Origin of the sequence: Bacteroides sp. 1_1_14 (genome assembly GCF_000162515.1) — a bacterium.
Classification (GTDB): Bacteria; Bacteroidota; Bacteroidia; order Bacteroidales; family Bacteroidaceae; genus Bacteroides; species Bacteroides thetaiotaomicron.
Map to the genome: position 1 here is coordinate 80156 of NZ_GG774708.1, position 14456 is coordinate 94611.

Sequence of the window (14456 nt, forward strand, 5' to 3'; positions counted from 1 at the left end):
ACCGAGAGATAATACGTTATTTACTCCAATTAAGTTGTAAAAACCACTACCCGCTTATTACATCTCGCTGATGCGCAGAAAGTGTACAGCAAAGATATATGTTTTTTCGGAATAAAGTGGGAGAATGGGAATAAATAAAAGAAGTCTGGTATTTAGAATGATTTTTTGTGTTTAGATGATGTTATTTCAAGGTGTTGTTTGCCATTAGTAGCACTTAGCGCATTTATCTCCTTCGTAAAGCAACGCTTTGTATCTTCAAAAGCAATGCTTTATGGTTGCTAAAGCATTGCTTTAAATAACCATACGGTAGATGTTACGAGTGTCGTCTTCACCTTCACTTTTTCCTCTCAACCTTTTATTTATCAGTGATCTCGGGTGAAGGGTCGGCTATTCACCTAGTGAGTGGAGAAAACATTGTAAGTGTTTGAAATAAACTATCAATGGTTTGAAACAAACATTGGGAAGAAAAAAATAATCTATTAGCATCTTTTTATTAGGTTATAGCTAATACGAATATCATTATAGCAAAAACAAATTAGCTTATAGCAAAGTGAACGATGTCTTTATGATTACATATGAAAATTGGGTGAAGGATCGGTGAAGGGCGATATGCTTCACCCGTTATCACTTATGAATAAAAGGTTTCGAAGAAAAGGTGAAGGCTACCCTTCTATTTGAAAATTTATAGTATGACGTATAAAAGCATCTGGCTTTGATGGGAAGGGGGCGTTTAAGTGTAAGAATTTCTAACATTACACAGCTCATACAAGTTACTTGGTATATGGTTGATGCAAGCTCAAGAGAAGGGAAATCAAGGTGATGCCTGCATGGAAGTGGATGTGCAATAAAATGAAAAACGATTCTCTGATATATCAGGAATTACTTGATATTAATGGCAAATAAAATATGGGTTCTAAATATAATACCTTTTAGTGTACAACTTAATCTCTTTTAGTGAATGAATTAATTCGTCTGCCTATAGGCAAAGTTGCGTTTGCCTATAGGCAACCTTTCGTCCGGCTATAGGCGGACGAAAAGATGCCTATAGCCGGACGAATTAATTTATGAATGCGGTGACGTTATTTTCTACAGAGAAAACCTTTATTCAATTATGCCGTTGTTCTTAAGATTTTGAAGATGTATTTATAATGTGCAGCCAAGAAAGACCTCTGCCATTCTATGACCTAGAAATCGGTTTCTCTTTTCGTATAATCTTTTTTATCTCTTCTTTTACGATTCTTAACTCCGAAGATTTCGTAACCATAAAGAAACCATCTACTTTTACCCCGTATTTGTAAGAAATTGAAAGAAACTTCGTCTAATAAACTAAAAACTAAAACGATTCCAAACATGAAACACAGATTGTTGCTACTATTACTATTCGTGTTCACCGCAGTGATGACAGGTTGGGCACAAAACTCTGCTACGCCGTCCTATACTGTCAAAGGGGTACTTTTGGATTCACTGACTCAGGATGGAGAACCATACGCTACTATTAAGATTACTAAAAAAGGAGCACCGGACAAGGCTGTCAAGATGGCGGTGACGGGTGCCAATGGTAGGTTTCAGGAGAAACTGAATGTAGGTGCGGGAGATTACGTCATTACTATTTCTTCGATAGGCAAGGCGCCCGTCACGAAAGAGTTCACTTTGAAACCATCGGTTAGAGTCATTGATTTGGGGACAATGCTCTCCGCTGAGGCTAATAATGAATTGAAAGGAGTGGAAGTCGTGGCGCAAAAGCCTTTGGTCAAGGTGGATGTAGACAAGATAGAGTATAATATTGAGGATGACCCCGACTCGAAATCGAACAGTATATTGGAGATGCTTCGAAAAGTGCCTTTAGTGACAGTGGACGGAGAAGACAACATACAGGTGAATGGTAGCAGCAGCTTTAAAATACACGTCAACGGGAAGCCCAACAATATGATGAGCAACAACCCGAAAGAGGTGTTGAAGAGTATGCCCGCCAATTCCATTAAATATATCGAGGTGATAACATCGCCCGGAGCTAAATATGACGCTGAAGGAGTGGGAGGTATTTTGAATATCGTAACAGTAGGCGGTGGATTCGAAGGATATACGGCAACATTCCGGGCAAATGCCAGCAACTACGGTGCCGGTGCCGGCGGCTACGCAATGGTGAAGCAGGGGAAAATGACTGTCTCTGCCAATTACAACTTTAATTACAATGACCGGCCCCGTGGATATTCGGACAGCTACCGTGAGAACTATGAGTCGGATACGGAAAAATATCTTGAATCAAATAGCAGTTCCAAGTCGAAAGGCAACTTCCAGTATGGAAACCTGGAAGGCAGTTATGAGATCGACACCTTAAGGCTGCTGACGGTGGCTTTTGGAATGTATGGCAGCAATAGTAAAAATTATGGCGATGGATTTACCACCATGTATGGTGCTAACCATGAGGACATAGCCTACAGCTACCGGACCGGCAATCATGGAGATGGCTCCTGGTATTCCATCAATGGAAACATCGACTATCAGCGCACGTCCAGAAAGAACAAGCAGCGGATGATCACTTTCTCCTATAAGATCAATACGCAGCCTCAGACAAGCAATTCTAATACTGGCTATGAAGATATTCACGCCAAAGAGGAGGTGGACGACCTCGTGAAACGGTTGCTGTTGAAAAACAGCCAGTCGGACGGCAAAACGAATACCATGGAACAGACCTTCCAAGTGGACTATACGACTCCGATAGGCGAGTTGCATACCGTGGAGGCAGGTGCGAAATATATCTTCCGCCGCAATACCAGTGACAACAAACTATATGAAGCAGCCGGAGGAAGTGACGATTATTTATATAACGAAGACCGCAGTAGCGACTATCGTCATTTGAATCATATTTTAGCCGCTTATCTCGGATATACATTGAAATATAAGGATTTCACCTTCAAGCCGGGAGTGCGCTATGAACAGACTGTGCAGCGGGTGAAATATATCGTTGGACCGGGTGAGAATTTTCACACGAACTTCAGCGATCTGGTGCCATCCGTTTCTCTTGGCATGAAGCTCGGCAAGACTCAAAACATGCGTGTCGGTTATAATATGCGTATCTGGCGTCCGGGCATCTGGAATCTGAATCCTTATTTTAATAATCTGAATCCGATGTTTATCACCCAAGGTAACTCGAACCTGAAAAGTGAAAAAAGCCATGCGTTCGACTTGTCTTATAGCAATTTTAGTGCGAAGTTCAATATCAATGTGTCGCTGCGCCATTCTTTCAACAATAACAGTATTGAGAATATAAGCCGGTTGATTACGGCGCCCGAAGGGGAGATGTTTGACAATGATCCCACGCACATAGCACCGGAAGGGGCCTTGTACAGCACTTATGCCAATATAGGAAAGAGCCGGAACACCGGAATGAGCCTTTATCTGAACTGGAACGCATCTCCTAAAACGCGCCTGTACGTCAATGGCCGTGGAAACTACAGCGATTTGAAAAGCGAAGCGCAGGGATTGCACAATTATGGATGGAACGGTTCTTTCTATGGTGGCGTCCAGCATACTCTTCCGTTGAAAATACGGTTAAGTCTGAATGGTGGCGGTAGTACTCCTTATATTAATCTACAGGGAAAAGGTTCCGGCTATTATTATTATAGTTTGGGTGCGAGCCGTTCTTTCCTGAAAGATGAGCGTTTGAGCCTGAATGTGTATTGCAGTAATATATTTGAGAAATACAGAAGCTATAACAATCATACGGAAGGTGTAAACTTCCTGTCAAAGAGCAGCAGCAAGTGGCCGAGCCGTAGCTTTGGACTCAGTATCAGCTACCGGATTGGTGAACTGAAAGCTAGTGTGAAGAAAGCTGCCCGAAGCATCAATAATGACGATGTGAAAGGTGGTGGCGGCGAAGGTGGGAATACAGGTGGAGGAGGTGGTCAGTAGACCACTTCCACGCACGCTGTGATTTCTTTATTTCTGCCTTACATCCTGCTTATTGGTATTGAAACCTAACTTGGTAAGTCCTGCCTGTACATCGGGATGACTCATGAAGAGTTTCCATAACAGCCCTGTCCGGTAATTCTCGATCATGACTGCAATTGGTCCCTGGTCGATGGCAAGGTAACGTTGCGGATACCAGTTGTCTGTTTCGCTGAAAGCATCGTAGAATCCGAAAGGACCGAAGACTTTGTCCCCCATATTATACAGGTGGCGCATCACTTGCATCGAATATTCCGGTGTATAGACGATGGATGAAAGGGCGGCGGTGGGAGAGATAACCCCTTTGTCATCCTGTTCATTCGGTGAATGAGCAGCGTATCCATCGACGGAATAGCTGGCAGTCAGTCCCCAGCAGTCCGGTCCGAAACCTTTGTAGTGTTTGGGGTTGCGGATGCAGTAAGCACGGTTCACTAATGTCAGATTGCGCATTTCGTGGAAGTAGCTGGGACAGTATTCGTCTTTCAGACCGACGGGGTCGAGTCCGAGGAAGGAGTATTGTGCCCAGAAAAGCGGTCCGGCTTCCGTGCCCTGATAGCGGAGATGCAGTTCGATGCCTTCCACTTTATGCGGGGAGACGATAGCTCCGTTCTGCGCCCAGCCATCGTGATAGACGGCTGCCGGTACTCCGTGGGTAGGAGAGGCTGCGGCGAGGATATACATAATCATACATTCGTTGTACCCATGTATGGGGAAGTCCATTTCCCAGCCATAGGTGGGGCTCCAGTGCCAGTATAGCACATTTTGGTCACCGTTGCGGTACCAGTTCCAGTCAACGTCTTTCCATATTTGGTCAATGCGTGCTGCCAGTGCTTTTTCTTTCTCATTACCGTTGATGTAATACTGGTGTACGGCGAGCAGTCCTTGCATCAGGAAGGCAGTTTCTACCAAGTCACCTCCGTTATCCTTCTGTCCGAAAGGTTTCACCTTTCCTGTATCGCCATACCACCAGTGCGGATATGCTCCGTGAAAACGGTCCGCTTTTTCGAGGAAGGAGACGATGCGCTCCATTCGTGCCAGACCTTCTTCGCGGGTGACGTACCCCCGGTCTATTCCGGCAAGGATAGCCATGATGCCGAAGCCGCTGCCGCCGGAAGTGACTACATTGGCATCATTCTGCGGATATACCCCGTCTACATGATACCGTTCGGGGGCAAGTCCGCTGTTGGGCTCGGCACCTTCCCAAAAGTAGAGAAAGGTGCGGCGCTGAACGGTGTCCATCAAGGCATCGTCCGTGAGCTCGGAACTGGCGGTGGCTGCTCCGCCGGTCTTGTTTTTGCAGGCTCCTGCTGTCAGTATCAGGCAGAGGAGCGAAATATAGAGAGATAATTTTTTCATTGATTGTGGATTTAAATGAGAGAATAAAATTTAGGCACGGATTACACGGATTTCACGGTTTTAAGAGATTTCGCAGTTAAAGACCGTGTGAATCCGTGTAATCCATGCCTATTGTACGATTTTTATTTTAGCGTGAATCGTGCGGATTTCACGTCCCGGCTGTTTGTTCCGATCATTACTTCAAATTCACCCGGTTCTGCTACTAGTTGCAGGTCGTAGTTGTAATATCTCAGCATTTCCGGCGCAATCTTGAACCGTACAATTTCCGACTGTCCCGGTTCAAGGAATATCTTCTGGAAGCCTTTCAGCTCTTTCACCGGACGGGTAGTGCTGCCGACGAGGTCACGGATATAGAGTTGTACTACTTCCGATCCCGGCCATGTGCCAGTATTGGTGACCATTACTGCTGCCGTCAGTTCTCCCGTCATGTCGATGGTAGAACGGCTCAGGTCGATATCACCGTAAGAGAAGGTAGTATAAGACAGTCCGTATCCGAATGGGTAAAGCGGCTCATTGTCCACATCCAGATAATTGCTGCGGAACTTTTCGAACCACTTGCCTTGTGCCAGCGGGCGTCCCGTATTCTTATGTGCATAATACAGCGGAATCTGACCGACATTCTTCGGGAAACTCATTGTCAGTTTTCCACCCGGATTGACATATCCGAAGAGTGCGTCGCCGATGGCATAAGCAGCTTCGCTGCCTCCGAACCATACGTTCAGAATAGCAGGTACGTGTTCCTGTTCCCAAGTCAGCGTCAGCGGGCGACCTGTGAATAATACCAGTACGACAGGTTTTCCGGTTTTCAGCAACTCCTTCAGCAGGTTTTGCTGTACATCCGGAATGTTCAGGTCTGTACGGCTGCTGCTTTCTCCGCTCATCTCGGAAGATTCTCCGAGAGCCGCAATGATAATATCCGACTGATTGGCTACCGTCAATGCTTCGTTCAGCAATTGCTCGTCTGTCCGGTTGTCACGGTTTAGTGAACGTCCGAACATCGTGGCACGTTCTTCGTAAGAGGCGTCGCTGATCAGATTGCTCCCTTTGGCATATAGGATGTTTGCTTTTCCGGCAGTCATCTCTTTCAAGCCTTCTACCAGTGACGGACAGCGGTCGAGTACGGCAGCTACGCTCCATGTACCCGGCATGTTTGTCCGGCTGTCGGCCAACGGACCTATCACGGCGATGTTACCTTTCGGGTTAAAAGGAAGAAGAGGTTCGGCAGGAGTTCCCGGACGCAGGGTCACGTTGTCATTCTTTAAAAGAACAAAGCTTTCTGCGGCAATTCTGCGGGCAGCGTCTCGGTGCGCTTTCGTAAAGATATCACGTGCCGGACGTTTTAAGTCGCAGTACTTGTAGGGATTGTCAAACAATCCCAGTTTATATTTTGCTTCCAGGATACGGCGGCAGGCAGTATTCAGTGTTTCCATAGAAACTTTGCCTTCCTGAATGGATTTCTTGAGTGTGCTGACAAAGCCTTCGCTCACCATATCCATGTCTACTCCGGCATTGATGGCACGTGCGGAAACCGTTTGCAGGTCGCCGATACCGTGGTCGATCATTTCGGAGATTCCGGTATAGTCGGTTACCACAAATCCGTTGAACCCCCACTGACCACGCAGTACGTCCGTCATCAGCCACTTGTTGGCGGTAGCGGGCACACCGTCTACTTCGTTGAACGAAGCCATTACACTACCTACACCGGCTTCTACAGCCGCTTCGTAAGGCAGCATATATTCATTGAACATCCGCTGGCGGCTCATGTCTACCGTGTTGTAGTCACGTCCGCCTTCTCCTGCGCCATACAGTGCAAAGTGTTTTACGCATGCCATAATTTCGTCATTCCGTTGCATGTTCTTTCCCTGATAACCGAGTACCATCGCTTCGGCAATCATGGCTCCAAGGAAGGGATCTTCACCGCTGCCTTCGGAAACACGTCCCCAACGAGGGTCGCGTGAGATGTCCACCATCGGGCTGAATGTCCATGAGATACCGTCAGCACTGGCTTCTATGGCTGCGATACGTGCCGATTCTTCTATGGCGGTCATATCCCAGGTGCAGGATAATCCCAGCGGGATAGGGAACATGGTTTCGTATCCGTGAATGACATCCATACCGAATAGCAAGGGGATGCCCAGACGGGATTGTTCTACCGCCTGTTTCTGCACATCGCGTATTTTTTCTACTCCTTTCAGATTGAACAAGCCTCCTACTTCGCCCCGTTTGATTTTGGCGGCGATGTCGCTGCTTTTGGCTTGTCCCGTAGTGATTTCTCCGGTGACAGGTAGGTTCAACTGACCTATCTTTTCTTCCACCGTCATCTTTTTCATCAATGCGTCGATGAAGCGGTCCATGTCTTGTGGCGACTTTTGCGCTGCCGCACTCAGGAAGCCGGCAGCGAGCAGCAGAAGTGAAAAAAATATTTTCTTATTTATCATATCGTTCTATCAGTTTGATTTGAATATTAATTAATAATCCGGATTCTGTACCAGTACTCCTTTGGACTTGTCAATTTCTGACTGAGGCAAAGGCAATAATGCGTTCTTATCCTGGTAGTTTACTTTCCCGGCAGCGTGCAATACTTCCGAGGCGATCCCCCAACGTACAAGATCGTAGAAACGGTCGGGCTCCAGCCCGAGTTCCACGCGGCGTTCGTGGCGGATGGCTTCCCGCAATTCTCCCTGATCGTTGGTCGTTATTTGGGGTAGTATATTCGTATTGGTGCCTCTGGCACGTGCGCGTACCATTTCCAGATAATCCACTGCTTCTCCGGGGATATTCTTTTCGTTGGCAGCTTCGGCAGCCATCAACACTACATCCGAATACCGGATCAGGCGGATGTTGACCCAATATCCTTTGTTGGTGTATTCCTTACGCAGTGCGGGGTCGGTATAAGCTTTTTTGTTGAAGTAAGCTCCCATAGCCGGAGAGACGGGGGATTCACCATAAGGTTCGTTGGTGTTTTCCGGGGTGATCGGTTCATCGTCCGTTTTGCGGAAGTAGAGCAGGGTGGCGTTTTTACGAGGATCACCTGTCTCGTAGGCGTCTGCCATCAACTGGGTTGCCATGTGCCATCCCCAGCCTAAGTCCCACTGACCGGCTCCGCGAACGCCTTGCACTTCGCAGAATTGGCTGCCGATAACGTCACTCTGTGGAAGGGCGGCAGTGGCGGTACATTGCAGTTCGAATATAGAACCGCCGCTGTTCTCTCCGTCGTCGGTGAATATTTCGTTATACGGAGTTTTCAGATTATATAAACCTTTGTTGATAACGTCTGTAGAGGCTTTGTACATGTTGTCCCAGTCACTGCGCATCATATAGGTGCGGGCATGAAGTGAACGGGCAGCTCCCCAAGTCAGGCGTCCGGTATATTCGGTGCTCCATGTTTCGGGCAATGATTCTTCCGCAGTTTTCAGGTCGGTATCGATCTGCTCATAGATTTTATTGGCGGTAGTCTTCGGAATGTTGGCTTCCGAGGCATCGTTGATCTTGTAAGTCACTAAAGGTACTTCGCCAAAAGCTCTCACTAGATTGAAGTAACAATAAGCACGGAAGAAAGAAGCTTCCCCTTTGTTGATGATATCTTCGGTTTCTGTTTGTCCGGCAGTCTCTTTCTCGGCAATGGCGTCGAGGATATCATTACACTGGTAGATGATGGCGTAATTCTTTCCCCAGTATGAACCTAGCAAACCGTTGGTCGGGGTGTATAAGAAGTCATCGTACATTTCGGCTACATCCGATCCGTCACTCGGGATACTTCCTTTCTCGGAGTCTTCGGAGCGTAGATAATGGATAGCAATGGCGGGAGTACCGGCGGTGATGTCGAAACTTCGCATCATGGTATAGACATTGTAGATTTTACCGTTGACCAGCGCATTGGGATTATCGTCTTCGGTGAATTGTCCCTGCGGACTCCGGTCCAGAAAGTCGCTGCAACTGCTTATCAGCAGAGCGGAAGCGGCAATAAAGGTGGAAAAAAGATATTTATTTAGTTTCATACAATTATAGATTTGATTCATTAAAGTTATATTCCGCATGGAAACCTGGCTGTGGCACCTTGCCACCCGCATGGAAACCTGGCTGTGGCACCTTGTCACCCGCATGGAAACTTGGGTGTGGTACCTTGCCACGCCACTAGAAGGTCAGGTTGATGCCGAAGGTGTAGACAGCAGGTACGGGGTAGCTGCCGTCGTCTACTCCGAAGGTGGTGGCGCTACCTCCCAGTTCCGGTGTGTAGCCGGTGTTGTGCTTCCATGTCTTCAGGTTCTGTATGTTGACATAGACTTTCAGTGCCTGCAAGCGTATTTTAGCAAGGAGGGCCTTGTCGAACGAGTAAGCAAGTTGCACGTTACGGATACGGAAGAAGCTGCCGTCTTCGATATAATACTCCGAATTCAGGTTGTTGATAGAATGTTTGGAGTTCAGCAACGGCTGGCTGTTGGAGGTACCTTCTCCGTGCCAGCGGTCCATGCGCTGTGACAGATAGTTGAACTGTGCAAAGTTATAATTGTCCCAGGTACGGAAAATTTCATTACCGTGCTGTCCCATCATATCGATGCCCAATGACCAGTTCTTGTAGTTTACTCCGAGAGAAAGACCATAGGTGAAATCCGGTGTCGGGTTACCTATCATTGTACGGTCTTCCGGGGTAATCTTACCGTCTCTGTTCACGTCGGCGAATTTCAGGTCACCGGGAGTGACTGTGGCAAGGGTATTTTCGGGTGATGCATCGATGTCGGCTTGCGACTGGTATACGCCTGCCACCTTGTAACCGTAGAAGAAACCGATAGGATAGCCCGCCATCGTGTAACTTTGCTGTTTGTCTCCGGCGATAATGGAGTATCCGTCCTGAACGAGGCTCTTCACCTTATTCTTGATGGTGGTCAGGTTGGCGCTGACAGAGTATCCCCAGTCACCGATCTGGTCACGCCAGCTGGCTGCCATTTCAACACCCATGTTTTCGATTTCTCCCAAGTTGCCGATGCCGGGTACTGTTCCGGAGATACCGGGCACTTCGGCAAGCAAGTCTTTGGTCCTTTTCTTATAATATACTCCTTCGAAGTGCAGACGGTTGCGCAGCACGTTCGTTTCGAAACCTGCTTCCCAAGCTTCTACTTTTTCCCAACGCAGATTGGGGTTGGGCAGATAGGAGAGCTGGTAACCGGGATAGATAATGGACGGCTTGCCGAAAACAGCCGAGTAAGCATTTGACAACAGCGGTTCGGCGGGATAGGCCCTGTCCAGATTCTGATTGCCTAATGTACCGTAAGATGCTTTGATTTTCAACATATCGAGCCATTTGATATCCTTCATGAACTCTTCTTCGGTCATCAACCAACCGCCGCCTAGTGAGAAGAAGTTCTGCCACTCATTGCCGGTGTATGAGAAGGCGGAAGAACCATCGCGACGGAACGAACCGTTGAACAGGTATTTTCCTTTGTAGTTGTAGATCACACGTGCCAGCATGGATACCGTAGTCCGTTCCCATTGGGTACTTCCGTTGGTAGCTGTTGCGGCATCACCGATGCTGACAAACCATTTGTCCGGATCGTCAGGAATCACCAGACCGACACCTTGCTTGCGTGCTCCGTCCAGTCGGCTCAGTGAATTGTAATACGTCGTGAAACCGGCTGTAGCGGTCAGGTTATGATTGCCGTGATCAAAACTATTGGTGTAAGTCAATAGATAGTCACTCTGCACTTTCGTTTCATTTTCCTTGAACTGGCTGACTTCTGTCTTGCCGGTTCCCAATGTAACTACATCTCCTGCGGCAGTATCGTCATACACCTTCATGATAGGCAGATAAGTACGTCCGTTGTTGGAAGCATAGTCCATAGAGAACATCGCTTTGAAGTTGAAATGTTTCAGGAAGTCCACTTCGCCATAGATATTACCCGATGCCCGGTAGTTTTCGGCTTTGGTCGTATTAGCTTTCAGATCGACGTCTACCATCGGATTGTTGATCTGTGCTTTCTGAAATTCGGGCAGAACGCTGTACAGGCCATATTCCTTATTGTATACCGGTGCGATAGGGGCAGCACGAAGAGCGCCAAGCACCTGTTTGGAGTCTGCCGGAAGCGTGCGTGCTCCGTTGAACTGGAAGCCGACTTTCAGAAAGTCCGTGATCTTGTAGTCATTACTTGCATTGATAGTCACTTTGCTGAACTTCTCATGCTTAATGTTTCCCTGTTCGTGAGAGTAACCTACGCCCAGATAGAAACTGTGTTTCGGCGAAGCTCCGGTAATACTGATATTATTGTTGGTGATGAATGCAGTCTGGAAAATCTCATCTTGCCAGTTGGTGTTCGCGTTCCAGCCGCTGAAGTCGAACGGAGTGTCCTTCTGATTGGCAAGCTGTTCGCTGTATAGCTCCTGAAATTGCGGACCGTTGACCAAATCAACCTTATCTACTACTTTCTTGAAACCGAAAGAGGTATTAATGTTAACCAGTGTCTGTCCTTCTTTGGCTTTCTTGGTGGTGATGATGATGACGCCATTCGCACCGCGAACACCGAAGATAGCCAGTGATGACGGGTCTTTCAGGATCTCCATAGATTCGATGTCCTCCGGATTAAGGAAGTTGATATTGTCATTGAATAGTCCGTCTACCACGTACAACGGTTTGTAGCCATTGATGGAGTTTGTACCACGGATACGGATTTCGGGGTCGGCACCGGCACGTCCGGAGTTTACGATTTGTACACCTGCCACTTTTCCTTGTAAGGAAGATAATGGGTTCGTTGCAGGCTTGTTGGCAATTTCTTCTCCTTTGATGTTGGTGATAGAACCTGTCAAGTCTCTTTTCTTCGCGCTACCGTATCCGATAACGACTGTCTCGGCTAGTACCTGCGAATCTTCTTTCAGGGTGACGTTGATCACACTCTGTGCTCCTACCTTGACACTCTGTGTAGTCATTCCTACATAGGAGAATACCAGTACGTCTTCTGGTGTGACAGAGATTGAATACTTACCGTCCATATCGGTGATGGTTCCGGTGGAAGTTCCTTGTACGAGCACCGATGCACCGATCAGCGGTTCATTGGCGGCATCTGTTACCGTACCGGTCACTGTCTTTGTCTGTGCAAAGGCGGATACGGAGGTCAGCAACAAGCAAGTGAGCGCCACTATGCTCTTAAACCTGATGGTTTTCTTCTGAAGATCTTGTAAAAGTCTAGTCCTCATTGCATTAAATTTTTCCATTCGTTACTATTTAGGTTGAAGTTTATTCTGCCGTCTTCCGGCGAAAGTAACAAAGTGAACAAATGAAAGGCAAAAAAGATTAGGGAAAGAGAGAGAAAGGGCAATTTTAACATTGTAATTATGATGTGTGAAAAAATTATTTGTCTTTTTGTTGCTTGTTTGTTTTATTCTATTTACATTTGTAAAACGAAACGAACTATGAAGCTACTTCTTTCTTATATTATAGGGTTGTTCCTGATTTTGTCTCTCTCTGCTTGTCATGATGGAGGTAATGCAACTACTCTTTTACGTCAGGCAGACTCACTGATGCAAGAGTTCCCCGATAGTGCCCTGTCTCTCCTCGAATCCATTTCTCATCCTGAAAAGTTATCCGGCTCTGAAAGAGCTGATTATGCTATATTTTTGACACGGGCAAGGACTAAGTTGTATGTTCATGAGTCAAGTGATTCATTGATTCGGTTTGCAGTAGATTATTATAAAAGAAGTTGGAATAATGAGCGTAAGATGCAGGCCTATTATTATCGGGGTTGTGTGTATCGAGACATGCGGTGTATGGATTTGGCAGTGAAAGATTTCTTGCAAGCATTAAAGGTAATTCCTAAAGAGAGCGAGTATCTTTATTTGGGGGCCATTTATGAGAATCTGGCGGGATGTTATGCGGAACAAAATCTTTATAAGGATGCTATGCACGCCCATCATAAAGCGCATGAAATTTATATTAAGCAAAAGAAAGATGATGGTCTATTTTATGCTGTTAGAGGGATAGGGTATGTTTTTATGCTTCAACATCAATTGGATAGTGCTTTGGTCTATTATCAAAAAGCATTGGATGTTGCAGAGAATATAGGGGAAGATTATTATAAATCTATAATATTGAGTGAATTGGGAATTTTGCATAATGAAAAAGGGGAATTTCAAAAGGCTAACCAATATCTTTCTGCATCTATATCTTCTGCACCAACTGGTACTAATTTATTTTCTGAATATCTTCGAAAAGGTTGTATCTTACGTAATATCCATCAAATGGACTCTGCACGGTATTATTTGAATTTGAGTAAATCTTCTCCTTATATATTTAACCGTGGAGGAAGTTATGGAGAATTATATAAATTGGAGAAAGAAGAGAAAAATTATCCAGCAGCTATAGCGGCAGCTGATTCTTTTATTTATTATCTAGATTCAATTTATGATACAACAAAGGCAGCTGAGATAACTCGTTTGGCTGATCAATATGAAATCGAATTTTATCAGCAAAAAATTGCGGGAAGATATAAAATTGAGGTCTTATCACTTTTGCTGTTATTTATTATTGGAGGAGCGATTTCTCTTTGGATTGATAAACGTCGAAAAAAGAAGTATCTTGAGTTACAAAATCAATTAATGAAGAGTCGTACAGATATTCTATCTGGGGACTTTGAGGATCAGGGTAATGCTGAATCTGATTTTATGAGGATGTTGGAGCCGAGTTTAGAACTTTGTCTTCAGTTGTTTCGAAGGACAGAAACCCATGAGAAACTTCTTTCTTTGGAGAAAAAGATGGGCGTTGCTACCTCTTTGAGTATTCATGAAGGACAGATGATTTGTGAAAGCATTTATGAAACTTTTGGCGACATTATGCTTAAATTGAAAATTCAATATGCTGATTTAACTAAAGAAGACTTGCTCCATTGCGTATTTTTCTTATTGGGTTGCTCCAAAGAAACAATCTTATTATGTACACGTGCTTCTGAAGGAGCATTTAAAAGTCGGAAAAGTCGCATGAAGATTAAGTTAGGAGAAGAATTCTTTGAATGGATGACTATACGCCAATATCTTGTCTCATAGGTGTTTATGTTGGATTGTGACATTCCTGTAACTTTTCTGTAACTTGCAGTCGAGATCCATAGTTATCTTGTAACTTTATTGTGACCAGGCATCTGAATTTATTTAAATCTTATCCCTTACATTTGTAC

The 14456-nt window shown here is 45.7% G+C and carries 6 protein-coding genes; 2 read left to right on the forward strand and 4 right to left on the reverse strand.

Going from position 1 to position 14456, the window contains the following annotated elements; genetic code table 11:
- Window positions 1-1350: 1350 nt before the first annotated feature.
- A complete protein-coding gene (locus HMPREF9007_RS07890; protein ID WP_008762516.1) occupies window positions 1351-3912 on the forward strand; it encodes an outer membrane beta-barrel family protein in 2562 nt (853 codons plus the stop codon).
- A gap of 27 nt (window positions 3913-3939) precedes the next feature.
- Here the strand turns inward: HMPREF9007_RS07890 and HMPREF9007_RS07885 are convergent, their stop codons facing one another.
- From HMPREF9007_RS07885 to HMPREF9007_RS07870, 4 genes are all read right to left on the reverse strand, one after another.
- Window positions 3940-5304, reverse strand: coding sequence for a glucoamylase family protein (locus HMPREF9007_RS07885; protein ID WP_008762517.1), 1365 nt, complete (start codon window positions 5302-5304; stop codon window positions 3940-3942).
- Between the two features lie 122 nt (window positions 5305-5426).
- Window positions 5427-7742, reverse strand: coding sequence for a beta-glucosidase BglX (bglX, locus tag HMPREF9007_RS07880; protein ID WP_008762518.1), 2316 nt, complete (start codon window positions 7740-7742; stop codon window positions 5427-5429).
- A gap of 30 nt (window positions 7743-7772) precedes the next feature.
- Window positions 7773-9302 carry a RagB/SusD family nutrient uptake outer membrane protein gene (locus HMPREF9007_RS07875; RefSeq protein ID WP_008762519.1) on the reverse strand — a complete coding sequence of 510 codons (1530 nt, stop codon included), beginning with the start codon at window positions 9300-9302 and terminating at the stop codon, window positions 7773-7775.
- 136 nt (window positions 9303-9438) lie between these two features.
- Window positions 9439-12504, reverse strand: coding sequence for a TonB-dependent receptor (locus tag HMPREF9007_RS07870; RefSeq protein WP_008762520.1), 3066 nt, complete (start codon window positions 12502-12504; stop codon window positions 9439-9441).
- 198 nt (window positions 12505-12702) lie between these two features.
- Here HMPREF9007_RS07870 and HMPREF9007_RS07865 point away from each other — a divergent pair, with 198 nt between their 5' ends.
- Complete coding sequence (locus tag HMPREF9007_RS07865) at window positions 12703-14328, forward strand: tetratricopeptide repeat protein (RefSeq protein ID WP_008762521.1); 1626 nt, start codon at window positions 12703-12705, stop codon at window positions 14326-14328.
- Window positions 14329-14456 lie beyond the last annotated feature (128 nt).